This window comes from Alicyclobacillus fructus (genome assembly GCF_017329605.1).
In the GTDB taxonomy this organism is placed as follows: Bacteria; Bacillota; Bacilli; order Alicyclobacillales; family Alicyclobacillaceae; genus Alicyclobacillus; species Alicyclobacillus fructus.
In genome coordinates this window covers 27,933-53,991 of the sequence record NZ_JAFMTY010000008.1, presented here as the reverse complement: position 1 = coordinate 53,991, position 26,059 = coordinate 27,933, and the positions used below count along the sequence as shown (strand labels likewise).

17 protein-coding genes are annotated in these 26,059 nt (G+C 65.1%); 13 read left to right on the top strand and 4 right to left on the bottom strand.

What is annotated here, in order from left to right; translation table 11 throughout:
• Positions 1 to 2: 2 nt before the first annotated feature.
• The 8 genes from J3481_RS14825 to J3481_RS05685 all read left to right on the top strand — a co-directional run bounded on the left by J3481_RS14825 (position 3) and on the right by J3481_RS05685 (position 8,457).
• Positions 3 to 128, top strand: coding sequence for a hypothetical protein (locus J3481_RS14825; protein WP_008336890.1), 126 nt, complete (start codon positions 3 to 5; stop codon positions 126 to 128).
• A 156-nt stretch (positions 129 to 284) separates the two neighbouring features.
• Entirely contained in the window at positions 285 to 1,175 is an 891-nt protein-coding gene (locus tag J3481_RS05715; protein WP_206830310.1) for a phosphodiester glycosidase family protein, read from the top strand.
• 18 nt (positions 1,176 to 1,193) lie between these two features.
• Entirely contained in the window at positions 1,194 to 2,183 is a 990-nt protein-coding gene (locus J3481_RS05710) for a WD40 repeat domain-containing protein (RefSeq protein ID WP_206830311.1), read from the top strand.
• 102 nt (positions 2,184 to 2,285) lie between these two features.
• Positions 2,286 to 2,861, top strand: coding sequence for a signal peptidase I (gene lepB, locus J3481_RS05705; RefSeq protein ID WP_328702012.1), 576 nt, complete (start codon positions 2,286 to 2,288; stop codon positions 2,859 to 2,861).
• A gap of 14 nt (positions 2,862 to 2,875) precedes the next feature.
• Positions 2,876 to 3,856, top strand: a complete 981-nt coding sequence (locus J3481_RS05700; protein ID WP_206830313.1) for an aldo/keto reductase — start codon at positions 2,876 to 2,878, stop codon at positions 3,854 to 3,856.
• A 43-nt stretch (positions 3,857 to 3,899) separates the two neighbouring features.
• Positions 3,900 to 5,537 (top strand): peptide chain release factor 3, encoded by a 1,638-nt coding sequence (locus tag J3481_RS05695; protein ID WP_206830314.1) that lies wholly within the window; start codon positions 3,900 to 3,902, stop codon positions 5,535 to 5,537.
• A gap of 531 nt (positions 5,538 to 6,068) precedes the next feature.
• Complete coding sequence (locus J3481_RS05690; protein ID WP_206830315.1) at positions 6,069 to 7,262, top strand: glycosyltransferase family 4 protein; 1,194 nt, start codon at positions 6,069 to 6,071, stop codon at positions 7,260 to 7,262.
• Positions 7,243 to 8,457, top strand: coding sequence for a glycosyl transferase (locus J3481_RS05685; RefSeq protein WP_206830316.1), 1,215 nt, complete (start codon positions 7,243 to 7,245; stop codon positions 8,455 to 8,457). Before J3481_RS05690 ends, J3481_RS05685 begins: the two co-directional genes overlap by 20 nt.
• A gap of 17 nt (positions 8,458 to 8,474) precedes the next feature.
• On the opposite strand, the gene J3481_RS05680 is transcribed toward J3481_RS05685, so the two are convergent.
• On the bottom strand, positions 8,475 to 8,939 hold the full coding sequence (locus J3481_RS05680) for a hypothetical protein (protein WP_206830317.1): 465 nt from the start codon (positions 8,937 to 8,939) through the stop codon (positions 8,475 to 8,477).
• Between the two features lie 154 nt (positions 8,940 to 9,093).
• On the opposite strand from J3481_RS05680, the gene J3481_RS05675 reads away from it, so the two are divergent.
• From J3481_RS05675 to J3481_RS05660, 4 genes are all read left to right on the top strand, one after another.
• The gene (locus J3481_RS05675) at positions 9,094 to 9,942 is read left to right on the top strand and encodes an NAD-dependent epimerase/dehydratase family protein (RefSeq protein WP_206830318.1); all 849 of its coding nucleotides are present in this window, start codon (positions 9,094 to 9,096) and stop codon (positions 9,940 to 9,942) included.
• 93 nt (positions 9,943 to 10,035) lie between these two features.
• Positions 10,036 to 12,243: an alpha-galactosidase gene (locus tag J3481_RS05670; RefSeq protein ID WP_206830319.1), complete on the top strand. Its 2,208-nt coding sequence runs from the start codon at positions 10,036 to 10,038 to the stop codon at positions 12,241 to 12,243.
• The gene (locus J3481_RS05665) at positions 12,240 to 13,364 is read left to right on the top strand and encodes a Gfo/Idh/MocA family protein (RefSeq protein WP_206830320.1); all 1,125 of its coding nucleotides are present in this window, start codon (positions 12,240 to 12,242) and stop codon (positions 13,362 to 13,364) included. The genes J3481_RS05670 and J3481_RS05665 overlap by 4 nt, the downstream gene beginning before the upstream one ends.
• Positions 13,361 to 14,686: a sedoheptulokinase gene (locus J3481_RS05660; protein WP_206830321.1), complete on the top strand. Its 1,326-nt coding sequence runs from the start codon at positions 13,361 to 13,363 to the stop codon at positions 14,684 to 14,686. The genes J3481_RS05665 and J3481_RS05660 overlap by 4 nt, the downstream gene beginning before the upstream one ends.
• Before the next feature lie 52 nt (positions 14,687 to 14,738).
• Here J3481_RS05660 and J3481_RS05655 read toward each other — a convergent pair whose 3' ends face one another.
• Entirely contained in the window at positions 14,739 to 15,689 is a 951-nt protein-coding gene (locus J3481_RS05655; RefSeq protein ID WP_206830322.1) for a glycoside hydrolase family 113, read from the bottom strand.
• Between the two features lie 24 nt (positions 15,690 to 15,713).
• Positions 15,714 to 16,169 (bottom strand): VOC family protein, encoded by a 456-nt coding sequence (locus tag J3481_RS05650; RefSeq protein ID WP_206830323.1) that lies wholly within the window; start codon positions 16,167 to 16,169, stop codon positions 15,714 to 15,716.
• Positions 16,170 to 16,340: 171 nt separating this feature from the next.
• On the opposite strand from J3481_RS05650, the gene J3481_RS05645 reads away from it, so the two are divergent.
• Positions 16,341 to 24,428, top strand: coding sequence for a GH36-type glycosyl hydrolase domain-containing protein (locus tag J3481_RS05645; RefSeq protein WP_206830324.1), 8,088 nt, complete (start codon positions 16,341 to 16,343; stop codon positions 24,426 to 24,428).
• Positions 24,429 to 24,524: 96 nt separating this feature from the next.
• Here the strand turns inward: J3481_RS05645 and J3481_RS05640 are convergent, their stop codons facing one another.
• On the bottom strand, positions 24,525 to 25,901 hold the full coding sequence (locus J3481_RS05640) for an MFS transporter (protein ID WP_206830325.1): 1,377 nt from the start codon (positions 25,899 to 25,901) through the stop codon (positions 24,525 to 24,527).
• Positions 25,902 to 26,059 lie beyond the last annotated feature (158 nt).

The following is a 26,059-nucleotide window of genomic DNA, read 5'->3' as shown; positions in this document are numbered from 1 at the left end:
ACATGTCCAACAGCAGGCACGAGTCGAAGCCGCTGCACAACGACGCGAACAAAACGCTGCCGACAGAGGAGCGCGAGGAGCGGATTCCGGGCGAGAAGCTGCGGGTGAAGCTCGGCAAGAAGAAATGAGCGCTGGCGCGCGAGGGTGACGACAGGCCGCCCCGCGCGCCTCGCCGTCTCGAGGATCCGCCGTGCGGCCGGGCAGGGATTGACTCGCTGGCTGGCGAAATGATGCATGACCCAACCGTGTCTCTCAAAGCATGGCAGAGCGAAGGATGAGCGGGCGTGATCGCGAGGAAGCGAATTGCAGTTCTCGCCGTGGCCATGTATTTGGCCCTTGTGGGCTTTGTGGCTGCCTTTGTGTACCGCTGGAACGCGCCGAAGCCCGTGGAACGGGATCGCGTCGTCCGCGTCGCGAGCCCTGCGCGTCCCGCTCCGCGCCTGGACGCGCCCGTCTTTGGCGCGCCGCTGTACAAGCCGCAGTCGCCGCCATCGGGCATCCGCCTCTCGGTCATCCACGAGCCGAACTTCACGGCGTACGTGCTCTGGGTGCGCGATCCGCGCCGTGTCGAGATCGTCGAGACCCGTTTTCCGGGCGAAGTGGGTGAGACGGTCGAGCAGTTTGTGAACGACTGGCACGCCGTCGCCGGCGTGAACGGCGGGTCGTTCACGGATACCAACTGGCAGGGGACCGGGGGGCTCGTCCAAGGCATTGTCATCAGCAACGGGCGCGTGCTGAGGCGCGCGAGCGGGCCGGAGAGTATCATCGGCTTGACCGCGTCGGGGCGGCTCATCTCCGGGACGTACACGCTCGCCCAGTTGCAGGCAATGCACGTCACGCAAGCGCTCATGTTCGGGCCGACGCTTGTCGACCATGGCGTGGATCAGATCCAGGGCGCGGGGGACTGGGGGTATGCGCCGCGGACGGCCATCGGTCAGACGGCGGATGGCACCGTCATCCTGATGGTGACGGACGGCCGGGAACTCACGGGGCCCGCCGACATCGGCGCGAGCCTCGGCGATATCGCGCGGCTCATGATCTCACTCGGCGCGGTCACCGCGGCGAATCTGGACGGCGGCTCGTCCGCGACGCTTGTGTACGACGGCCGCCTGATCAATCAGCCCACGGACATTCTGGGCGAGCGGTATATTGGGACGGCCGTGATCGTCAAATAGCGCGAAAGAGGTAGGCGTGTGAAGCTCAAACGGCTTGGCATCTGCGGGATATTCATCTTCGGCACGGCGGCTGTGCTGTGGGGAGCGCAGGCGGCGGCGCGCGCACAGCATCCGCCGATTCAATGGCGAACCGTGGTGGTCCGGGAGCCGGCACCCGAACCGGTCGCGCGCGTCTCCCTACGAGGGAGCGGCATCGAGTGGACGCGTGTGCGGGCGTGGGCGCCGAGTCCGTCCCGCCTTGCGGCCTTTGCACTCGAGCCGAGCGGGGAGATCCGCGTTTTCGACCTGCGGACGGGGCGGGCGATCGCCGACTTGTCCTTTTCCTCGGGCGTTTCGGCCGCGGCATGGGCGAGCGACAGGCTGCTTCTCATCCTGACCGGCGGCGGCGTGCTCGAGACGTACGACGTGTGGAACCATGTGCCGAGATACGTGGCATCGCTCGATCCGCCCGCCGGCATGACCTGTCGTGCCTTGGCCTGGAGCGGCTACACGAACGATCTCTACGTCATCTTTTCCGGATCGCAGGGGAACGAGGTGTACTACTTCGACACCAACGAACACATGTACGCGGAGTCGTTGGGTACCTTGTCCATCCGCCAAGCGTACGACGGGGCGACCAATCTCACGTTGTACGTCGTCGACGCGCATCAGGAGCTCTGGACCTACCGCGGCGGGCTGCTTCATCTTGCAGCATCCCGGGTAGCCCTCATTCGCGGGGCTGGCAACACGGTCTATTGCGCGGCGCTCAATGCCGCGGGCGAGGCGGTCGCCGTCCGCGCGTTTGACGGCCATTCGTGGTCGACGATATGCAGACTGCCCGCGCCCGTTCCCGCTTCACGTCTGGTGGTCGATCACGCCGGCCGCGTCTACGAGGTGAGCCGCTTGGAACTGGAGGACGATGCGGGCCGAATCGCGCGGGCGCCGCGAGGAACGAGTTTCGTGCCTTCACAGAGCGCGGACGCGGTGATTGCCGCCGACGGAAGCGCATACGGCGTGGTGCTCGATTGAGGTTCTCGATGTGAAGCCCATGTGGATATCGTATAATGTTGGTCGACTGCCGAGGCGGGCTTCCGCGCAGCTTCGGACATGACAGAGCAGGGAAGTGGCAGTGTGGAACAGCGACAACCGATGGAAGAAAGGCCGAAGCGCAATTGGTTTTCGGGCCTGTTTTTGCCGATTCTCATCGGCGTGGCCATTGCGATGGCGCTTCGGCTGTGGGTGGTGAGCCCCGCTCGGGTGCCGTCCGCTTCAATGTACCCCACCATCCCTGCGACGAGCTCCCGGAACTTCGCGTACGTGATTGTCAACAAGTTGGCCACGGAGCTTGGTCCCATTCATCGCGGGGAAGTCGTCGTGTTTCATTGGCCGGACAATCCGAGCGAGCTGTTTGTGAAGCGCGTGATTGGCCTGCCGGGGGACACGGTGACCGTGACGTCCAATGCCGTGTACATCAACGGCAAGAAGTTGATTGAGAACAATCCGGATATTTCAAAGTACAACGGAACGGTCGTCGGAACCTGGAAGGTGCCGTCCGGGTGCTACTTCATGCTGGGCGACAACCGGCCCATCTCCGACGACAGCAGGCTCTGGGTGCATAAGTTCGTGCCGCGCTCCATGATTGTCGGCGAAGCGCAATTTGTGGTCTATCCGTTCAACAAGATGAGCGTCATCTCTCAACACGTGTGAGAGGAGTGGGCGACGTGCAATACGTGCGTCTGGGAAAAACCGGGCTCGAAGTCTCCCGCATCTGCCTCGGATGTATGAGCTATGGCGATCCGCAGCGAGGCACGCATCCCTGGGTGCTGCGCGAAGAGGAGGCCCGGCCGTTTATCCGCAAGGCCTTGGATCTCGGCATCAACTTTTTTGACACGGCGAACGTGTACTCGCTGGGCGCCAGCGAGGAGATCCTCGGCCGTGCGCTTCGCGATTTTGTCAGGCGCGATGAGGTCGTGATCGCCACGAAGGTACACGGCAGGATGCGGCCGGGTCCGAACGGCGGCGGACTTTCGCGCAAGCATATCCTCGAAGAGATCGACAACAGCCTGCGTCGGCTGGGGACGGACTACGTGGATCTGTACCAGATCCACCGGTTTGATCCGAATACGCCGATCGAGGAGACGATGGAGGCCCTTCACGACGTCGTCAAAGCCGGAAAGGCGCGGTACATAGGCGCGTCGTCCATGTACGCGTGGCAGTTCCTGAAGCTGCAACATGCGGCCGAACTGCACGGCTGGACGAAGTTTGTGTCGATGCAGAATTACTACAATCTGCTGTATCGCGAGGAAGAGCGGGAGATGATGCCGCTCTGCCAGGCGGACGGCATTGGCGTCATCCCATGGAGCCCGCTCGCCCGCGGCCGTTTGACCCGGGACTGGGATACGCGCACCGCGAGATCGGAGACCGATGAGTTCGGCAGGAAGCTGTACGCGCTGACCGAGGAGAGCGATCGCCGGATTGTCGAGCGCGTGAAGGCGGTGGCGGAGCGGCGCGGCGTTCCGATGGCGCAGGTCGCGCTCGCGTGGGTGCTGTCGAAGCCGTACGTCACGGCGCCCATCATCGGGGCGACGAAGCTTCATCACCTGGAGGACGCGGTCGCGGCGCTGGAGCTTCGGTTGACGCCGGACGAGATCGCCGAACTGGAGGAGAACTACGTGCCCCATCCGGTCTTGGGTCATCAGTGATACAGCGGGTTTGACATTTCGGACGAAACGGGGCGCGATACACATGGCGGTGGAAGTGGAAAGGCAGGAGGCTGTCCGCGAAGAGGGCCGGGCCTATGCGAACCGTCGAACGTTCGCCATCATCTCGCACCCTGACGCGGGGAAGACGACGTTGACGGAGAAGTTGCTGTTGTTCGGCGGGGCCATCCGCGAGGCGGGCGCCGTGAAGGGGCGGAAGGCGCGGCGGCATGCGACGAGCGACTGGATGGAGATTGAGAAACAGCGCGGCATCTCGGTGACCTCGACGGTTCTGCAGTTCGACTACATGGGCTGTCGCCTGAACCTGCTCGATACGCCGGGCCATGAGGACTTCAGCGAGGACACATACCGGACGCTGGCCGCCGCGGACAGTGCGGTCATGCTCATCGACGCGGCGAAAGGCGTCGAGCCCCAGACCATCAAGCTGTTTGAGGTATGCCGCATGCGCGGCATCCCCATCTTCACGTTCATCAACAAGCTCGATCGCCACGGCAAAGACCCCTTCGAGCTGATGGAGGAGATCGAGCGCGTGCTCGGCATCCGCTCTTGTCCGGTGACGTGGCCCATCGGGATGGGGCCCGACTTTCAGGGCATCTATCACCGCATGGAAGGGCGGTTCGAGCGGTTCACGAGCCGGACGGAGGAGATGACGTCCGTCGACGTGCCGGATTTGGACGATCCGGCCCTCGCCGAAATCCTCGGCGAACCGCTTTGGCAAAAGCTCAAGGAAGACATCGAGCTGCTCGACGTCGCGGGCGATGCGTTCGACGCCGATCTCGTGCGCCAGGGCAAGCTCACGCCCATGTACTTCGGCAGCGCCATTGCCAACTTCGGCGTGGCCGCGTTCCTGCAGTCGTTCATCCAGTTCGCGCCCGCGCCAGGGCCGCGCGAGACGAGCGCAGGCACCCTTCACCCGGGCGATCCCGTCTTCACCGGATTCGTCTTCAAGATCCAGGCCAACATGAACCCTGCGCACCGCGATCGCATCGCGTTTGTCCGCATCTGCTCCGGCAAGTTCGAGCGCGGCATGACCGTGACCCACGTGCGAACCGGAAAGCGCATCGCGCTGACGCAGCCGCAGCAGTTCTTCGGCCAAGAGCGCGAGACGGTGGACGAGGCCTATGCGGGCGACATCATCGGCATTCACGATCCGGGCATCTTTCGCATCGGCGATACGCTCGCCGAGCGCGGCGCTATCGAATTTCCGCCTTTGCCGTCGTTTTCGCCCGAACATTTCGCGCGGGTGTCCGTGCCGAATGCGATGAAGTACAAGCAATTTCACAAGGGCATTGCCGAGCTTTCGGAAGAGGGCGCCGTGCAGGTCTTTCGCCAGGCCAACCGTACGGAGGACCTGATTCTCGGGGCGGTGGGTCAGCTTCAATTCGACGTGTTCGTCTACCGCATGAAGCACGAGTACGGCGTCGACGTCGAGCTGGTGCGGTTGCCGTACCAGTTCGCCCGGTGGCTGGACTCGGAGCAACCTGTGGAAAGCCTGCAGTTCGACCGCTACGCGACGCTCGTCGTGCGCGATCGCGACGGACGCACCGTGCTCTTGTTCCAGACCGAATTCGCCATGCAGTGGTTGCTCGACAAAAATCCCAACGTGCGCCTGCACAAGACGTCATTCGAGCTTGACGCGGCGCAGGGTCGCTCGAAGGAGTGAGGCGTGTGCCGACGGCGAGCGTCTCGCTCCCGTGATGCGTGGGAGGACGCCTCTTCCTTAGGAATCTATCCCTCAGACTTACCATGCGCGGCGGAGCGGAGAGGTTTGCGGCGGCGAGCCCCTCCGCTTCGCCTTTCTAGTGGATATTTCCTATGGATTCTGATAAGATGGAGAAAGAGGTAGGGAGAAGACCGGTGCGCGGTTCGGCCCTGCCGACAGAGTGGAGTGGGCAATGCAGGAAGCGCGCGGTGGCGTTGCCGTGCGCGCTGGTGGCGGAGCATTGCAAGCGACGGGAGGTGGGATTGGCGTTGCGAGAAACACGCGTCGGCATTACAATATTAGCAGCCGACTTCAACGAGTGCTAACAGGGTGTTGCCCTCTCGCACACCATGACGTTCCACCGCGGTGTGTCCGTGATCTGCTCTCCCTGCGCTTCCTCAACGTATATCAGCCGCAGGTACTCGCGCACAGTGACATTGTCGGAACGAGTCGCGAAATGGAGCCAGACAGCACACAGGAGGTGGTGCGTGCATGACGTTGGAAATCGGATATGTCAGCACTTATGTCCCCCGGAAATGTGGACTTGCCACATACACCCATCATTTGCGCCAGAGCGTTCGCCGGGCGGCGGGATCGTCCGCGGCCGACCAAGTGATTGCGATGTTGGCCCCGGACGAGGACTTGAAGAACTACAATCGCTCGTACTGGTTCCTGCGCCGCGATGAGCGCCGGGATTACGCGCGCATCGCGCGGCGGGTGAACGACAGCCGCATAGGCGTCGTATCCCTGCAGCACGAATTCGGCATCTTTGGCGGCGAAGCAGGGGCGTATATCCTCGACTTCATCGACGCACTCAACAAACCACTTGTGACGACGTTTCACACCGTCTTTCAAAAGCCCATGTCGCCGTATCGCGAAGTGCAGAAGGAAATCGCCGAGCGAAGCGATCGCATCATCGTGATGAATCGCCAGGCGATTGAGTATCTCGTGGACGCGTTTGGCATCTCGCCGTCGAAAATCCACTATCTCCCACATGGTACGCCAATGCGCTCGGTCACGCCGCGCTCCGATTTGCGGAAGCGGTTTGGCTGGCAGGACCGGGCCGTCATCGTCACCTTCGGGCTCCTCGGCCCGAGCAAGGGCATTGAGTTCATGCTCGACGCGATGCCGGATATCGTCCGCGAGGTTCCGAACGCGCTGTACGTGATCGCCGGTCAGACGCACCCCGAAATTGTCAAGCGCGAGGGCGAGGCGTACCGCGAGTCGCTCATGAAGCGCATCCGGGATCTCCATTTGGACGATCACGTCGTGATGCTGAACCAGTACATGTCGGAGTCGGACATCGTCGATCTCATCACGGCGGCCGATCTGTACGTCACGCCGTACCCGAACATGGAACAGATCACGAGCGGGACGCTGGCCTACGCGGTCGGCATGGGACAGGTTGTGCTGACGACGCCGTACGCGTACGCGCGCGACCTTCTGAAGGACGTGCCGGAACTGCTCGTGCCCTACGGCGACACGCGCGCGCTGGCGGATCGGGCCGTTGAAATCCTGACGAACGACGAGGTGCGCGCGAAATTCGCCGAGCGGATTTCGGCAGTTGGCGAAGACATGACGTGGCCGCGCGTGGGCGAGCGCCATTGGCAGTTGTTCCAGGATGTCGCGCTGCGGGCTCGTCATCGCGCATCGGGGGTGAAGGGGTTTGCGGTCATCGCACACTGATCGCCTGCCGGTTTCGCTGGACCACCTGCGCCGGATGACGGACGACACCGGGCTCATCGAGCATGCGATAGGCCGCATTCCTCGCCGCCAGGAGGGCTATTCCACCGACGACAACGCGCGGGCGCTCTGGCTTGCGTACGAGTGGCTCCGCTACGCTCGCGAGCGGGGGCTGGAGGAGGACGCGGCCGATCTCGCGCGGCTCATCGACATCTACTTCGCGTTCTTGGCTTGGGTTCAGAAGCCCGACGGCTGGTTCCACAACAACGTCTCCTACGACCGGCGTTTTGAGCTTGAAGTTCCGTCGGACGATTGCCAGGGGCGGTCGGTGTACGCGCTGGCGGTGGGCATGTGCGAGGAGCGCGATCCGGCCCGGTTGACGGCCTACGCGGAAGTTCTGCGGCGAGGTCTGGAGGCGGCCTTCAGCCTCACGCACGTGCGCGGGGTCGCCCATGTCGTCGCCGCGGCCGCGAGGCTCCTGCGCTGCGCCGACGAACCCGGCGTCGCGGACGACGCCGTCCCCGAGTTCTGGTCGTTCGTGCGCCAGCGCCTGCCGGGCGTCGTGGAGCGGGGCGCGCGCGATTTGGTGTCTCGCTATGAGGCGCACGCGCGGGAAGATTGGCCTTGGTTTGAGGACCGCATGACCTATGACAACGCGGTGATGCCGTGGGCGCTCTTCGAGGCCTACGCGCTGTTGGGCGAGACGCGCTGGAGGGAAGTGGCGGAAGCTTCTCTCGAGGGTCTCCTCGCTCGCATGCGGGCGCCTGAAGGGTGGCTTCGACCCATCGGCAATCGCGGCTTTGCGTCGCCCGGCTACACCGCCGTGTGGGATCAGCAGCCGCTGGAGATTGCGCAACTCGCCATCGCGTGCGAATCGGCGTGGCGCGCCACGCGCGATGAATCGTACCGCCGGCTGGTGGCGCAATGTCAACGCTGGTTCTACGGCGAGAACGACAAAGGCGTCCCCATGGCCGATCCGGCCGACGGCTCCTGTTGCGACGGCCTGACGCCGCAAGGCCCGAATGTCAACCGCGGCGCCGAATCCACGTGGTCGTATCTCATCACCGAGGTTCACGTGGAACGGGCGTTTGCCGGCGACGCAGAGGCCGCGCAGTCGCTCGGCGCTTGGGTGGGCGTTTGGCGCGCGTCCGTCGCCGCAGGAGGTCACAAATGGGCATTGGGCGGCGTCCATCGCTGAGGGTTCGCCGGCCCGCCTCACGAAGGGGCGAGGCCGGCGTTTCCGTTTTCTTTCATCCGTTGATACCAACCCAGAAAGGCATTCTCGATGGCGGCGCGCATCTTCGGCTCGGAGAACTCCCCCTGATACAGCTTTTCTTCGTCCCGCCAATCCGCCCACAGGCCATTCTGATCCGGCGCCTGTGTCCAAAAGCCGTCCTTCGCCCGGATGTCAAACACTCCGTTCTGGTATTTGGCCATCACTTGAAAGCGCGGACTGTAGAAATGCGAGTTCAGAAAGGCCACGACGAGTTCCACGGACTCCGTGGTCACAACCTTGGCGTCGAGCGCAGAATCTCCTTCGTGAATGGATTTTGCGATCTCGTTGAACAGCCGGACGGCCTCTTCCTTGCACTCCGTTTCGCTCAGGACGACATGCGTCTTGACGTTCATCGCGTCTCCATGCTCGCGGATGTGCGTCATCTCCCGCTGGAACGTGTCCATGGAATCGCATCCCCTCCGCACGCTCTGAACACAGCGTCTCCTGCGTGCGGCAATTCATGCGCCTCCTCGCAGCCGCCGTTGGTGTACAATGAAGGCGTTGTCATCCGCTTGGAACCAAGCTCATCCACTTTGTCGCGATAGGAGGCACCGGAACATGCGCGTGGTCATCACGGGAGGCAGCGGCCTGTTGGGCCCATGGGTCATTCGCGAATTCGTTCATGCGGGGTACGACGTGCTGAACGTCGATACGCGCCCGCCCGCCGAGGAGTTGTGTCCTACCATCGTCGCGGATCTTACAGATCTGGGCGATTGTTATCAGGTGCTTCAGGGCGCCGACGCGCTCGTGCACCTTGCTGCGCTGCCGCGCGTCGGGATTCGGACGGACGCGGCGACCTTCGAACTGAACACCGTGTCCACGTACAACGTGCTTGAAGCGGCCGGATCGCTCGGGATTCGGAAGGCCGTGATCACGTCGAGCGAATCTTCCTATGGCCTCGTGTTCGCCAAACATCCGTTTGCGCCGAAATACGTGCCGGTGGACGAAGATCACCCGCAGCTGCCGCAGGACGCCTACGGCCTGTCGAAAGTGGTGAACGAACTGACCGCGGAGACGATGCACCGCCGCTATGGCATGCAGATCGCCGCATTCCGGCTGGGGAACGTGATCACGCCCGCCATGTACAGAAACTTTCCGGACTTCATCAAAAAACCGGAGGTTCGCAAGAACATCCTCTGGTCCTACATCGACGCGCGCGACGCCGCGGTGGCCTACCGATTGGCCGTGGAGAAGGACGGACTGGGTTGCGTGAAGCTGAACATCGCCGCGGACTGGACGAGTATGGACATGACAAACGGGGAGCTTCTCGCGGCGTGCTACCCCGAGGTCACCGATGTCCGCGTCGATCCGAACGGCTACGAGACGCTGCTCGCCAACCGCAGGGCCAAGGAGACGCTCGGCTGGCAGCCGATTTACCACTGGCGGGATGAAGTCGCCAAGCTCTGAGTTTGGTGTGGGGGCCGCTCGTTCCAGGCGGCGCCGGCAAACGGGTTCGCCAGCAGAAAGGAGCCTGCGGCGAACGGGAAAGGACGATCTTCGATGCCCATCATCGTTCACGCGGATGAGCGCCTGTTTCACCTGATGACGCCGGGATCGAGCTACGCGTTTCGCGTCCGCGAAGACGGCCTTCTGGAACACCTGTACTGGGGGGCTCGGATGGAGGACGCGCTGGATCTGTTGCGCGTCGCGCGCGCAGCGCGGCGGCTCGATCCGAGGCCGGATCACCTGCGCGCCACCGACGTCGGTTCACTTCGCCTCGAGTATCCGTCGTACGGCACGGGCGACCACCGCGATCCCGCCTACGACGTGTTGCAACCCTCGGGCAGCCACGCGTCCCAACTCGTGTACGCCTCTCACCGGATCCAGCCGGGGAAGCCCCGCCTTCCTGGCCTGCCCGCGTTTTACGTCGAATCCGATTTCGAAGCGGATACGCTCGAGATCACGCTGGTCGATCCGGTCCTTTCGCTCCAGGTGGTTCTCTCTTACACCGTCTACCGGGACTTCGATCTTCTGTGCCGGCACGCGCGCTTCGAGAACGCTGGCACCGGCACACTCGTTCTGCGCCGGGCGCTGAGCGCCTCGGTCGATCTCGACCTGCGCGAGGCGGACTTCATCCAACTGTCCGGCGCGTGGATCCGCGAGCGGTTCATTGAGCGGGTGCCGCTCGGGCCGGGCAGGCACGAGATCATGAGCCGCGCGGGCATCAGCGGGCACAAGCACAGCCCGTTCTTTGCGCTGGCGGCGCCGAACGCGACCGAAGACCGCGGCGAGGTGCGCGCCTTCGCCCTCGTATACAGCGGCAACTTCGTCGGCGCCTGTGAGATGGAGCCCATGCGACAAAACGTGCGCGCGCAGATCGGCATCCATCCCGCGGACTTTTCCTGGAGGCTCGGACCGGGGGAAACGTTCGTCACGCCGGAGGCCGCACTCGTGTACTCGGACGAGGGATGGGGCGGCATGTCGCGCACGTTTCATCGGGCCATCCGCCGGCGGTTGTGCCAGGGGCCCTATCGCGATCGCGTCCGCCCTGTGCTCATCAACAATTGGGAGGCCACGTATTTCGACTTTCACGAGGACGATCTCGTCGAGATCGCTCGGCAGGCCCGCGATCTCGGCGTGGAGTTGTTTGTCCTCGACGACGGTTGGTTCGGCCAGCGCGACGACGACAGCACGTCGCTCGGCGACTGGCGGCCGCACCCGCGCAAGCTGCCGCACGGGCTTCGGCACCTCGCCGACCAGATTCACGGGCTTGGCATGCAGTTTGGCATCTGGATGGAACCGGAGATGGTCTCGCCGAAGAGCAAACTGTATGAGGAGCATCCGGACTGGTGTCTGCACGTGCCGGATCGGCCGAGATCGGAGCGAAGGCACCAACTCATGCTCGATCTCACGCGCGAAGACGTGCGCGCCTTTGTGGTCGATGCGGTGTCGCGCGTCATTGAGGAAGGAGCCGTCGATTACGTCAAATGGGACATGAACCGGCCGATGACGGAGGTCGGATCGGCCGCGCTGCCGCCCGAGCGCCAGCGTGAGACCGCGCATCGCTACGTGCTCGGCCTGTACGAGATACTGGAGACGCTCACCAGCCGGTTTCCGCACGTGCTGTTCGAAAACTGCGCGTCGGGCGGCGGCAGGTTCGATCTCGGCATGCTTCACTACATGCCGCAGACCTGGACGAGCGACAACACGGATGCCGTCGCAAGGCTCAAAATTCAACACGGCACGAGCCTCGTCTTTCCGCCCGTCACGATGGGCGCCCACGTGTCGGCGGTGCCGAACCACCAGATGGGGCGCGTGACGCCGTTCGCGCTTCGCGCGGGCGTCGCCATGTGCGGCAACTTCGGGTTTGAGCTCGATGTGCGCCGTTTTTCGGACGAGGAGCGGCGCGAAGCGCGTCAGGCGGTGGAGAGGTACAAGGCGGTGCGTGAACTTGTGCAGTTCGGCGACTTCTACCGCCTCCTGTCTCCCTTTGAGGGCCACGAAGCGGCCTGGATGTTCGTCGCGGCGGATCGGAGCGAGGCGCTCGTCGCCTACTTCTGCACGTATCCGGACCCCATGGAGCCGCCCAGGCGCCTCGCGCTGCGCGGCCTAGCGCCCGACGGTCGGTATGTCGCGGAGCCCTTTGCGGAATGCTTCCGCGGCGACACGCTCATGCGTTCGGGGCTCGTCATCCCGCGCCAGACGGGAGACGGGCAGGCCGTGTTCATTCATCTCAAGCAAATCCGCGAGGAAGGTGATGGCCCGTGATTCGGGTGGGTGTCATTGGCTGTGGCGTGATCAGCGAGGTTTACCTCAACAATCTGCGGGCGTTCGGGATTCCGGTAGCCGCGGTGGCGGATCTCGATCCAGAGCGGGCCGCTTCGCGCGGCGCGCAGTTTCAGGTCCCCGCCCTGCCGACCGACGAACTGCTCGCGGACCCCGAAATCGATCTCGTCCTCAATCTCACGGTGCCGAAGGCGCACGCCGAGATCGCCCGTGAGGCGCTTGTGCGGGGCAAACATGTGCACACGGAAAAACCGCTCGCGCTCACGGCTGCGGAAGCGAAGGAACTGGTCCATCTCGCGAATGCCAGCGGACTCCGCCTCGGCTCTGCGCCGGACACCTTCCTCGGAAGCCACCTTCAGACCGCGCGCAAGGTCCTCGACGACGGCTGGATTGGGGAGCCCATTGGCGCGACGGCGTTCATGATGAGCCACGGTCCAGAGCGGTGGCATCCCCAGCCGGACTTTTTCTATCAGGCGGGGGGAGGGCCGCTCTTCGACATGGGACCGTACTATCTCACGGCGCTCGTCCATCTCTTGGGGCCCGTGCGCCGAGTCGCGGGCTCCGCGCAGACGACCTTTTCCACACGCGTGATCGGCTCGCCAAATCGATTCGGGGAGTGCATCCCGGTGGAGGTCCCGACCCACGTCCAGGGCCTGCTCGAGTTCGATGGCGGCGCCACGGGCGTCCTCATCACGTCGTTTGACGTGTGGCACTCCGAACTGCCGCGCATCGAGATCTACGGCACTGAGGGGACGCTCGCCGTGCCGGATCCCAACTTCTTCGGGGGCTCTGTGCGCGTTCGCCGGCGCGGCGCCGACGCGTGGAGCGACGTCCCTCCTCTGTTCGGTTTCTCGGAGAACCGCCGCGGGCTCGCGGTCGCGGACATGTCGCTCGCCATCCGCGACGGGCGCTCTCACCGCGCGACGGGCGATCTTGCCCTGCACGTGGTCGAGGTGATGGAAGCCATCCACATCTCGGCCCGCGAAGGACGGCATGTCGAGATCGCGTCGAGGCCCTCCCGTCCCGAGCCGTGGCCCATGGGCTACGACGAGGCGGCGCTTATCCTCGACCTTCGCGGCGAAAGCGGGCGGGATCGGGCATGAAAGCTCTAGGCATCGACCTCGGCACGACGTCCGTGGCGGTCGTGGTGTACGATACGAGCCTCGCGCGCCCTGTTTGGTGTCGATCGCGGCCTCACGGGGCCGTCCTCCCCGTTGACGATCCGTTGGCGGCGGCGCAGGACGCGAGTCGCATGCTGGAACTCAGCGAGACCTTTCTGCGGGAGGCGCTGGCAGAGCATCCCGACGTGGCCGCCATCGGTGTCACGGGTCAGATGCACGGCGTCGTGTACCTGGACGACGAGCTCTTGCCGGTGAGTCCGCTTTTCACTTGGCAGGACAGGCGCGGAGGACTCGACATCGCGCCCGGCGAGACGTTTGCTGAACGGCTCTCCCGCCTGACCGGCGTTCACGTGCCTGTTGGATACGGGCTCGCGACCCACGCCAGCCTCGCGCATCACGGCCTGGTGCCTGGCGGAGCCGCTTGGCTCGCGACACTGCCGGACGCTTTTGCGGCGCGACTCGCCGGGCTGTCGCGGCCGCGCGCGCACGCGTCGCTCGCGCACAGCATGGGCGGATTCGTCGTCCAACAAGGCGCGTTTGCCGCAGACGGGCTGCGGGAGGCCGGGATCGACCTTCGGCTTTTGCCCGAGGTGGTCCCGGATGTGCAGATCCTCGGCGCATATCGCGGCATTCCCGTGGCGGTTGCGCTGGGGGATCACCAGGCGAGTTTCCTCGGGGCGGTGGGCGTCGAAGAGGGAGGCGTGCTCGTGAACATCGGCACGGGCGCTCAGGTGTCCATCTGCGTGCGCGGGGAACCGAAGCTGGGAAGCGGGGCGGAACTGCGCCCGTTCGTCCGGGATCTCCGGCTCGCAGTCGCCGCGACGCTCGCGGGAGGGGCGGCCTACCAGCTTGTGACCGCGTTTTTCGATCGCGTTGTCCGCTTGTACGGCTGCGAGCCGACCCGGTCCGGTTATGAAGTGCTGGACGCGGCGATCGCGGCCTGGCGCAAGGCGGGCGGCGGCCCGTTCCCGCGGGTGCGCCCGACCTTTTATGGATCGCGATGGAGCGACGATAACGGCGCGCGCGTCGAGGGCTGGACGGCGGCCGCCATGACGCCGGAGGCCTTTGCCTGGGGGGTACTGTCAGGCGTGGCCGAAGAGCTGCACGAGGGGTTTCTGCGCCTGTGCTCTGGCGGGCAGAAGGGCTCACGAACCTTCGCAGGCGCGGGCAATGCACTGCGCGTCAACCGTCACCTGCGGGACGCGGTGGAGGCGGCCTTCGGTCGTCCCGTATCCCTCGCCCCCTATCCGGAAGAGGCGGCGCAAGGGGCGGCCCGCTGGGCCGCCATGGCGCTTTTGTCCTGAGGCCTGGGCGCCGCGCCTGCGGGCGAAGGGCGCGAATGCGTTCACGGGCCTGTCAGCGCGAGAACGCGCGGGCCACAACCTCCTCCGCCGGTTTGCCGTAGATGCAGTAGCTTCCGTCCTCGTGCGCCTCTTCCCGCGGATAAAGCTTCCACGGCCATTCCCACAGCATGTAACCTTTGAACCAGCGTTCGGAGGGCATGGCCGCGAACATGGCTTCGTAAAACCGCGCTTGCTCGTCGAGATCGACCGCACCTGGGTGTCGGTAATCCCACGGGCAGGCGCCGGAACCCGCGCGGCTTGGACAACCCACCTCCATGAAGAAGAGCGGTCTTTTCCAAGCCTCCGCGACTTCACGAAGCACGGGCACGCGTTCTTGCCATCGGTCGATGGGATAGTAGGCGCTCGACGAAATGAGATCGACGGCGTCCCAGAACCGGACGTGCTCTTCGCGCCCATGATTGCAGTTGTACGTCACAAGGCCGCCGTACACTTGGCGGACGCTGTCGATCAGCGCGCGCCAATGTGCTTCGTGCGGTTCGGCCGTCGTCATCTCGCAGCCGACGCAGAACATCTCGCACCTCGTGCGTTCGGCGAGCCGCGCGTAGTGAGCCATCATCTCGGCGTATGCCTCGAACCACGCCTCCCACGACGCGAGATCCTCGCCTTTCTCGTCTTCGAATCGAATTTCGCCTCGCCACGTCCCGTCTCGACAGTTGACGGTCGGCTTGAGGCACACCTTGAGCCCGAGTTCGTGGGCGAGATCGACCATGGCCGCAATCTCGGCATCGCTCACGGTGACCGGCGGTCCGTAGGCGATGGCGGGATGGCCCGCGTGTTCCATGAGGCCGGCAAAAGCGAGCGTCACCCAGTTGAACGGCTGTTCGGCGAGGGCGCGCATGGATGTTCGAGCCTCCTCATTCGCCCACGTGCCGTGCTGGCCCACAAAGCCGAACGTCATGCCGCGGATCAAGTCGAGATCGAATGCGCTTTCGGACGTTCGCATCGCGGTCTGTCTCCCTTCGTCTCATCAGCGGTCCTGTTGCAAGAGCTCGATCACGGCCCGCGCGGAAGCCAAGCCGTCGAAGTAGGCGTATCGCCCGCCCGTGTATTCGCCCCGCTGTTCGAGCGCAAGTCCGGCTTCGTTGAGCGCCAGGCTTCGCTTCTTCATGTCGTCCACTTCAAACGCGATGTGGTGTACGCCTTCGCCGTGTTCCTCAAGCCAAGCGCGCCAGGTGCTCGGGTGCTCATCGGGCTCGATGAGTTCAATTGCCAAGTTGTCCAGCTGGAAGAACGCCAGCTTGGCCCGGGCGGGCGTGGGTTGTCCCAGATACTCCGTCCGTGACTCTTCGTAGGCTTCAGTCCAGTGCCACTTCGGCACCTCACAGCCCAGGAGCTTGGCCAAGGCGGCGCTTGCCGCCTCGATATCCCGCACGATGATCCCGATCTGCGCGACGCGCCTTGTCCCCAATGGATACGCTTCCATACGCCTTCCTCCCAAAACGTTTTGACACCATCTTACCACGCCGCGCTCGACCATGGCAGCGCGAACCGATTTATAATCCAGACTTCAATCGGGAATGTTTACATATGCTGCCGTTTTATCTTTCGCATGGGGATGGGCGATCCGACACTCACAGCGGCACGAGGAGGACCTATGGCGTTCGACACAGAGCTCGAGAGGCGCGCGCACGACTTCGCGCTGACGCAAGACATCAGTTCGACGCGCGGCGGAGGATCCGACCTGTGGCCAACCTTGCGCCGAAAAGCGGCGCGGGTCAGGGCCCTGGCCGCCAGGCTCGAGCGGGAGCCTTCGGCGTGTTCCGAGCCCGCGCACGAGTGGCTGATCGATCACGCCGCCTACATCGAATTGCAGGCGATGCTCGCGGAGCGCCTGTGGCCGAATGCCGTGGTGCGGAAACTGCCGAGGATGGCCGAGTCCGGGGAACCTCGCGTGGTGGCGCTCGCCGCCGCTTACCTCGACGCGACCCGCGGCCACATGGAAGCGGAGACGCTGGTGCGGTTTGTCGAGGCGTACCAGGACGTGCAGGTGCTGACGACCCATGAATGTCATCAGCTCGCCAACGGCCTGCGTGTCGCGCTGCTCGTCAAGTTGTCGGAAGCGAGCGAGGAGATCGAGCATCGATACGAGACCTGTCGCGCGGTGGGCCGCCTGCTCGCCGAGATCGAGCGCGGCGGCGCGGAAGCCGTGCGCCGGGCCATCGATCGGTTTTCCAGGGGGCGGGCGCTCGGCGCGGTGGAGGTGGTGCACCTCGTGCACCACCTGTCGGAGTGGGAACCGGACAGCGACGAACTCCGGGAGTGGCTTGCGGCGCATGTCGCGAATTCCAGCGAGAGCATCGAGCGCCTGACGACCTACGAGGCGGAGTGGCACGCCGAAATTCAGGTGCTGATCGGCAACCTGGTGCAGAGCCTTCACGCCTTGGAACGCTTGGCCTGGCAACCCATCGTCTCGCGGATTTCGCGCGTCGAGGCCTGCCTGCGCCAAGAGCCGACGGGGGACTACCTGCGCCTTGAGCCGACGAGCCAGAACGTGCTCACCCACCAGGTCAGTTGGCTGAGCGAGGCGTTTCGCCTGCCTGAGACCTTGGTAGCGGAGACCGCCGTCTCATTGGCCCGGGAGGCGTGGGAGAAGGCGGGATCGAGTGCGGCGCCGGACGTTCCCCGCGAGGCGTTCGTCGCGTATTACTTGTGCGATCCCGTCGGGATGGACGCGCTTCATCGCGCGCTGAAACAGCGCGCCAAGCCGAGGGCGGTTCCGCAGATTGCGCTTCGGCGCCGTCCCCTACGCTCGTACCTGCTCGGCATGGCGTTTCTGTTCGCGGCCATCCTCTTCGCACTGCTCGAGGCGTTCACGCGGGGGTTCAGGGCGTCCGCGGCCGCGATCGCCGCACTCGCCATCCTGCTCGCGCTTCCAGTCAGCGAATGGGTGATTTCGCTGGTGCACGAGGCCATTCGCCGCGCTGTGCGGCCGGTGCCTCTTCTGCGCCTCGACTTCAGCGAAGGACTGCCGGAGGACGCCCGCACCATGGTGGTACTACCCGTGATTTGGGCGAGCGAGGCGGACGTCGACGAGGCGTTCGACAAAATCGAACTTCATCATTTGACGCAGCGGGGCGACCATCTCTATTTCGCCGTGCTTTCGGATCTCCGGGACGCGGAGGCGCAGGAACTGCCCGAAGACGAACCTTTGCTCGCCCGGGCTCGCGCCCGCCTGCAGGATCTGCGCCGCAAGTACGGGGCGGCGCGCTTCTTTTGGTTTCACCGGGCTCGCGTCCTCAATCGCGCGGACGGCGTATACATGGGCTGGGAGCGGAAGCGAGGCAAGCTGGTGGAGTTTGTCGAGCTTCTTCGCGGCAAGAAAGACACGAGCTTCCGCGTGCAGGACGGCGATCTCGCGGTGTTGCCCACGATTCGCTACCTCTTCACGGCCGATCTCGACACGGAACTGCCGTTTGGCACCGTCCAGCGCCTCGTCGGCACCATGCACCTGCCCTACAACCGGCCGCGGCTCAATGAACGTGGGACGCGCGTGGAGCAGGGTTACGGCGTGCTTCAGCCCGCCGTCGCGGTCAGTCCGCGATCGACCCAGGTCTCGCGCTTCGCGCGCCTCTGGTCGGGCGAGACGGGCGTGGACCCCTACGCGTTTGCCATCTCCAACCCGTATCAGGATTGGTTCGGGCGCGGCCTGTTCGTCGGCAAGGGGCTCATCGACGTCGACGCGTTTCACGCGATTCTGGCCGACCGCATTCCCGACAACCAGGTTCTCAGCCACGACATACTGGAGGGCGGGTTTTTGCGCGCCGGGCTTGCCGCGGACGTGGAGGTGGTCGAGAGCCAGCCCGCGTCCCTTCGCGCCTACATGCGCCGGGCGCACCGGTGGGTGCGCGGTGACTGGCAGTTGACGTACTGGCTCCGCCGGGCATGCCGAGATCGACGTGGCGAGGCGAGGCCCGTCGACCTGTGCGGCTTCACGCGCTGGAATATCGTCGATCACGTCCGCCACAGCCTGGTCGGACCCGGGCTCATCATCCTGTACGGCCTTGGCACTGCGGGCGTGCTGCCCGGCCCCGCGTACGCCTACGGCATCGTGCTCGTGGCGACTGTGTTTCTTCCATTTTGGCGCGCGCTGGAATCCATTCGGCCCAGCGAATGGAACCTGCGGGGCGTCGCGACGGCGTTCGGGCAGAGCCTCGTCCGGCTCGTGACACTGCCTTTTATGGCGGTGATCGAGGCAGATGCCGCTGTTCGCGCCCTGTATCGCATGACGGTGAGCCGCAGGCGGTTGCTCGAATGGATCCCGTCGTCTCACGCGGATCGATCGGACGGATCGTCCTCGCCTCTTCTCTACGAGCCGGTGGGTTACGCCGTCGCGCTGTTGTCCGCGGTGCCTGGGTTTTTTGGCAACTGGGATCAGGTGGCGTCGAGCGTCTTCGGGCTCTTGGTGTGGCTTCCCGCGCACGCCGTGGCTCGCTTTTTGGCCGCGCCCGCGAGCCCGCGGCGCGTGTCGCCTGATCCGGGGCTCGCCGCACACCTGCGCGAGGTAGCCTCAACCATGTGGCAATTTTACGAGCGGTACGTGGGCGAGGAGGATCACCACCTGCCGCCGGACAACGTGCAGTTTGAGCCCGTCGAGCGCGTCGCGCACCGCACGTCGCCGACCAACATCGGGCTCTACCTTCTGTGCGTGGCCGCGGCGGCCGATCTCGGCTTCGTCTCCCGAGAGGGCGCGCTCACCCGCCTCGAGCGGACGATGGAGACGCTGGCGGGGCTTCCTCGCTGGCACGGCCACCTGTTCAATTGGTACGACACAAGGACCCTTCAGCCGCTCGCGCCGCGGTACGTCTCGACGGTCGACTCGGGCAATCTCGTCTGCGCCATGCTTGCGCTCGGCCAGGCGCTGCGCGAATGGGCGGCCTCACAGCCCGATATCGCCCAGCGCGCGGAGCGCCTCGCGGAGACCATGGACGCCTGGGTGCGCGAAACCGACTTTCGACCGCTGTACCGCCCGGACCTGCGCCTGTTTTCACTGGGCTACCACGCCGATCGCAACCAGCTCGAAAACATCGTCTACGATCTATTGGCTTCCGAGGCCCGGCAGGCGAGCTTCATCGCCATCGCGAGCGGCCAGGTGCCCGCCTCGCACTGGTTTGCGCTCTCGCGCACCATGACGCGCGCGGGACGGCATCAGCCGCTTTTGTCGTGGTCCGGCACCATGTTCGAGTACCTCATGCCGGCGCTTTTGATGCGTCACCTGCCGGACACCCTGTGGCACGAGACGTATCAAGGCGTCGTATGGAGGCAGATTTCCTACGCCCGGGGCCGCGGCGTGCCGTTTGGCATCTCCGAGAGCGGCTTTTACGCCTTCGATCGCGACCTGAACTACCAGTACCGCGCGTTCGGCGTGCCCGGATTGGGGCTCGATCGCGGCCTCGATCGCCACTTGGTGGTGGCTCCGTACGCGACGATGCTGGCGCTCCCGTTCGCGCCCCGTGAGGTGGCGAGTGCGCTCGAGGACTTGCAGCAGCTTGGCGCGCTCGGACCCTACGGGTATTACGAGGCGGTGGACTTCACCGCCGATCGCCTGCCGCACGGCAGCCGACACAAGGTCGTGCAGAGCTTCATGGCGCACCATCAGGGGATGGCCTTCATCGCCATCGCGAACTATCTGGAGCGAGACATTTGGGTGGAGCGGTTCCACCGCCTTCCGCTGGTGCGCGCCGCCGAGTACATGCTCTACGAGCGCATGCCGAAGCGGCCGGCGCTTTTGCTGAAGCCCGTCCACGCCGCGCACGCGCCCAATTTCGACAGGCCCGTCTACGCGCGCCAGGCGAGCGGGGAAGATGCGGTCTGGAACGCGGTCACGAACGGCAGCCTGACGACGTTTGCCAACGCGCGCGGAGAGGGCGGAATCATCTGGCGCGGCCTTTCGGTGACCAGGTACCGGCCGGATCCTCATCTCCCGTACCGGGGACCGGTGATGTACATCCGGGACGTCGATCGCGACGGCATCCTGCGCACCACGCTCCACGCCTGCGATGGCCACGTGCAGGCGGAGTTTCGCCCGGACAAGTCCAGCTGGCGCCGCGTGGTGGACGGGATCGACAGCGAGTGGTCGGTGATGGTGGCGCCGGACGCGGACGTGGAACTGCGCAGGCTCGTGCTCCAAAACCTTGGCGGCGACGTCCGACGGCTCGAGCTCACGTACTTCGCCGAGATCGCGCTCGCCAAGCCCGCCGCCGACACCGCGCATCCGTCCTTTCAGCGCCTGTTTGTGGAAACGGGGTGGGATGAAACCCACAAGGTCCTATGGGCGCGCAGGCGACCCGAGACGGACGATGACCCGGATGTGTACGCGGCATTCGCGCTCATCCACGGCGACGAAGAGGACCCATCGCCGGTGGAGTGGGATTCTCACAGGGCGCGCTTCGTGGGCCGCGGTCATACCCTTGCCGCGCCGGCGGGGCTGTGGCGGCGGCTCAAGGGGGAAGCCGGTTCGGTGGCCGATCCGGCCGCGATTCTCCGCACCAACGTCACGCTCGAACCGGGCGCGAAACACGAGCTCTTTGTCGCGACGGCGCTCGGCGAGACCTTGGAGGCGGTCGTGCAACTGGCCTCCCGCATGCGGCAGGCTGCCGCGCGCGCCCGCGTTTCGCAGCTCGCCTGGATGCGCGCACAGATCGATTTGCGCCAACTCCACCTGTCGCCCGAGGATGTGGCGGATGCCATGGAGCTTCTGTCCCGCTTTGTGTCCCGGCACGCGTTTTCGCCGGCGCGCCGGGCGGCCGTGTTGCAGAACGAGCTCGGTCCGTCTGGGCTGTGGGCGCACGGGATCTCGGGGGACAGGCCCATCGTGGCCGTTGCGCTCGCGTCTCAGGCCGAGGTCCCGTTTGTCGCAAAGCTCGCGCGGCTCACCCAGTACCTCGCGCACATGGGCTTTGCGAGCGATCTCGTCGTGATCGACGAGACGGCGTCCAGCTACCGCGACGAGATGAGCGATCGGATCCGCGCCGAGATGGCGCGGCGTGGTGTCCACGACGCGTCGCGGCTCGCGGTGATCAAGGCGGATCAGCTCTCGGGCGCGGAGCGCGCGCTCATCGAGGCGGTGGCGGCCGCGACGCTGCGGGCGAGCGGGCCGAGCGTCGGTGCGCAACTCATGGGCGGGCGTCCGGAACCGAAGCCCCAGGCAGAGCTCGCGTCGGACACGCTCGAACCAGCGCCGAAGCGCGGAATCCGCGACGTTCCACCCGTCGAGGGCGAGTTCGCGAACGGGTACGGCGCCTTCGTCGAGGACGGTCGCGCGTACCGGATGCGCGTGACGGGCGCCAGGCGGCCACCGAGGCCGTGGTCGAACGTCCTAGCGAACCCTTCCTTCGGCGCGCTCGTGACCGAACTCGGCACGGGCTACACGTGGTGGCGGAACAGCCGCGAATTCAAGCTCACGCCCTGGCACAACGATGCGGCGTTCGATCCGCCGGGAGAGGCCGTGTACATCGTCGACCGGGATCGCGGGACGGTCGTCAGTGCCACCCCGTCCCCCGCCGGCGGCGAATTCGCGTACGAGGTGACGCACCGGCCCGGTGTCACCACGTTCGAGAGCGAGTTCGACGATCTGCGCGTTTCGCTCGCCGTGTTTGTCGATCGCGTCGAGCCCATCAAGTGGATGCGGCTTCGGCTGCAAAACCGAGGCGTCGCCGCGCGCAGCATTCGCGTGGTGCCCTACGCCGAATGGGTGCTTGGCGTCGAACCGTTCTCCCACACGCCTCTCGTCGTGGTGAGCAAGGCGGAAGCGGGCGACGTGATCGCCGCGGAAAACCGCTATCAGGAGGCGTTTCGCGGTTGTCTCGGCTGGATGGCCATCGGGGGCGATGGGCGCACCGCTGGCTGGACGGGCGACAAGACGCGTTTCCTCGGCCGCGGCTCCTATGCGCGGCCAGACATGCTCCTTGAGGGCGACTGGCGCGCAGAAGCGGGGCCCACGCCCACGCCCTGCGCCGCCGTCGCGCGCGATCTCGACCTTGCGCCCGGTGAGCCCGCCGAGGTGGTCATTCTGCTCGGGGCGGCCTCGAGTGAGGCCGAGATCGCGCGGCTCGCGAAGTTGGCGTCGCCCCAGGCGGCCGAGGAGGCCCTGCAAAGCGTCGCGGCGTTTTGGTCGGATCTGCTCGGGCGCGTGCAAGTGCGCACGCCGGATCGCGCGTTCGACGTGCTGATGAACGGCTGGCTCTTGTATCAGGCGCTCGCCTGCCGGCTGTGGGCCAGGACGGCCTTCTACCAGGCCGGAGGCGCGTTCGGCTTCCGGGATCAACTGCAGGACGCCCTGGCGCTCGTCCACGCTTGGCCGGAGGTGCTGCGCGATCAGATTCTGCGCGCGGCGCGGCACCAGTACCTGGAGGGCGACGTGCAGCACTGGTGGCACGAGGAACTCGGCAAGGGCATCCGCACCCGCTTTTCGGACGATCTTCTCTGGCTTCCGTACGCGATCGCGCGCTACGTCGAGGCGACTGGCGATTCCCGCATCCTCGACGAGCGCGTCCCGTACCTCGTCAGCGCGCCGCTTCAGGAGGGCGAACTCGAGCGGTACGAGGACAGCATCTGGAGCCAGGAAGAGGCGAGCATCGCGGAACACGCCGCGCGGGCCATCGAGCGCGCGCTGCACTTCGGCGATCACGGCCTGCCGCTCATCGGCATCGGCGACTGGAACGACGGCCTGAGCCGAGTGGGTGCGAAGGGCCGCGGGGAGAGCGTGTGGCTCGCGTGGTTTCTGGCCGACGTTCTCAGGCGTGTGGCCGAGATCGACCACCCCGAATTTGCGCGGTACCGCGCGCGCTGGCTGGCGATGCGCGAGCGGGTGGTAGCCGCGGCCAACGAGGCGGCGTGGGACGGACAGTGGTATCGGCGCGCGGTGACCGACGGTGGCCTCTGGCTGGGATCGGCGACGTCGCCCGCCTGCCGGATCGACGCCATCGCGCAGTCTTGGGCGGTGATCTCCGGCGGCGCCCCGGTGGACCGAGCGATGCGAGCCATGGCGTCGTTCGATCGCGAGCTCGTCGATCGGCGCTTGGGCGTGGCCCATCTGCTTCAGCCGGCGTTTCGCGATCTGCGCCCGAGTCCGGGCTACATCCAGGGCTATCCACCGGGACTCCGGGAAAACGGGGGCCAGTACACGCACGGGATCATCTGGGGCATCGTCGCTTGGACGATGCTCGGGCGCGGCGATGAGGCGCACGAGCTGTTCGCCATGCTCAATCCCATTCATCACACCGACACGCCGCGCGAAGTGGAGCGATATGGCAACGAGCCATACGTGATGTCAGCAGATATCTACACGGCCGAGCCGAACGTGGGACAGGGCGGCTGGTCGTGGTACACAGGTGCGGCGTCGTGGATGTACCAGGCGGGGTTGGAGGCCATTCTCGGAATCCGGCGTAGAGGTGCGAAGCTCGAGGTGGCGCCGTGCGTGCCCGCACATTGGCCTGGCTTTGAGGTGATGTACCGCTACGGTTCCGCTCTGTACCGGATTCGGGTGGAGCGGGCCGTTGGCCGGAGTGAATCCTTTCCGACGGTGCGGTTCGAGGAGCAGGCCGAGGTCGTGATCGATCTCGTCGACGACGGTCAGGAGCATGAGGTGACGGTGCGGCTCTCAAAGGAGCAGGGCGAGGCCGGGCGGGCTCTCGAGAAGGTGGTGGGCCAGTCGCGTGAAGCGGCACATCGCTACCGGAAGTGAAGCGGCGCTTCGCTTTCGGCGAGCGCTCGGCGCCCGATGTGTGATCCATGGCCGCGAACGAGGCGCGAGGGGCGTCCCTCGCGCCTTTGCGCCAAATCACATGCCGATGTTCGGACCTTGCTCCTGGACGATGACGCGCTCGTTCACTTCTTCGAGCGACCTTCCGGTCGTCTTCGGGCCGAGCGCCGCGACATCGATCATCAGAAGCACCATGGCGCCGGCCACGACGGAGAACATGGCCGTGGCGCCGTGGGCGTGCAGCACGGGCAGGAGGATGAAGGGCATGAGCCCGCTCATCAGCCGGCTCAGGCTGTAAGCCGTTCCGACGGCCGTCGCGCGGACAGAGGTGGGATAAATCTCCGCTTGGAAGATGTGATAGCCGTTCGAGAAGATGTTGCTCGAGAGCGTGTACAGGAACCCGAACAGCATGATGAGTGCGGGCTGCGATGCCATGCCGAACAGGATGCCAAACGCGGCCATGCAGAACGCGCTGCCCACCACAATCCATTTGCGCTCGATCCGCTCCACAATCGGGACGGACAGCAGGGAACCGATCGGATAGCCGATGAAACTCACCGCGGCGTAGGTCAAGGAGGTCGTGATGGTCAGGCCCTTGCTCGCCAGGACCAACGGCACCAGAGTGCCAAAGCCGTAGTACCCGAAGGTCTGCAGAATTTGAAAGATCCAAAGCATGACCGTGCGTTTCGCGTACGTCGGCGTGAACAGCGTTCCCAATGGCACCCGCTTCGGTTCGACGGCCTCGGATCCCGCGCGTTCGACGCGGGGCTCTTGCGGCGCTTCCTCCAGGAAGCGCGCGAGAATGCGCTCGGCTTCCTGACGCCTGCCTACGGACTCGAGCCAACGCGGCGATTCTGGGAGCTGCCGCTGCAGAGACCAGACAATGATAGCGCCGATGGAACCGATGACAAACATCCACCGCCATCCGGCCATGAGAAAGTGCGTATTCACGAGCGCGCGGGCGAGAAATCCTTCAACGGGCGTCGCGCAGAATTCGAGTGTGTAGGTCCACGCCATGATTCGCCCGCGGTTATGCGCGGGAAAGATCTCGCTCAGATACGTGTCGCACAGCGGCAGCAACGCGCCAATGCCGAGACCTGCGAGGAACCGGAAGACGATGAGAAAGGCCGCGTTGGGGCTGAAGGCCGCGATGAACGTGAAGACGGAATAGGTGGATAAGATGCCGAGAAAGGCGGCCTTGCGCCCGACGCGATCGGCCAGGGCATTGAATCCGATGCTGCCAATGAACATGCCGAGAAATGCGGATGAGAGCAGGAGCGCCTGTTCCGACTTGGGGATATGGAACGCTCCCGTGAGCACAGTGCCCAACACGCCGGACAGGTAGATGTCGAAGAGATCAAAGAACAGGCTGATGCCGACAATGACGGCGATGCGCTTGTGCCACCGCGTGAGCGGCATTTGGTTCAATCTCGCTGCCACTGGTTGCGAAGCCATGTGGATCCCTCACCTTCTTTTCATGACCTGCCGAATCGGCTCACCTCCTTAGGCAGGGCGTGATAGCGATTACACGCTTTCATTATACAACCGTCGAACTTCTCTGAACACACTGTCTACCTGCCTTGCCGACCTAGTTCTTGTATAATGAGGCTATG

Bases quoted from the DNA above. Each gene is read 5' to 3' on its own strand.
- J3481_RS14825 (WP_008336890.1), top strand. From the start codon at position 3: ATGTCCAACAGCAGGCACGAGTCGAAGCCGCTGCACAACGACGCGAAC.
- J3481_RS05695 (WP_206830314.1), top strand. From the start codon at position 3,900: ATGGCGGTGGAAGTGGAAAGGCAGGAGGCTGTCCGCGAAGAGGGCCGG.
- J3481_RS05690 (WP_206830315.1), top strand. From the start codon at position 6,069: ATGACGTTGGAAATCGGATATGTCAGCACTTATGTCCCCCGGAAATGT.
- J3481_RS05680 (WP_206830317.1), bottom strand. From the start codon at position 8,939: ATGGACACGTTCCAGCGGGAGATGACGCACATCCGCGAGCATGGAGAC.
- J3481_RS05675 (WP_206830318.1), top strand. From the start codon at position 9,094: ATGCGCGTGGTCATCACGGGAGGCAGCGGCCTGTTGGGCCCATGGGTC.
- J3481_RS05670 (WP_206830319.1), top strand. From the start codon at position 10,036: ATGCCCATCATCGTTCACGCGGATGAGCGCCTGTTTCACCTGATGACG.
- J3481_RS05660 (WP_206830321.1), top strand. From the start codon at position 13,361: ATGAAAGCTCTAGGCATCGACCTCGGCACGACGTCCGTGGCGGTCGTG.
- J3481_RS05655 (WP_206830322.1), bottom strand. From the start codon at position 15,689: ATGCGAACGTCCGAAAGCGCATTCGATCTCGACTTGATCCGCGGCATG.
- J3481_RS05650 (WP_206830323.1), bottom strand. From the start codon at position 16,169: ATGGAAGCGTATCCATTGGGGACAAGGCGCGTCGCGCAGATCGGGATC.
- J3481_RS05645 (WP_206830324.1), top strand. From the start codon at position 16,341: ATGGCGTTCGACACAGAGCTCGAGAGGCGCGCGCACGACTTCGCGCTG.
- J3481_RS05640 (WP_206830325.1), bottom strand. From the start codon at position 25,901: ATGGCTTCGCAACCAGTGGCAGCGAGATTGAACCAAATGCCGCTCACG.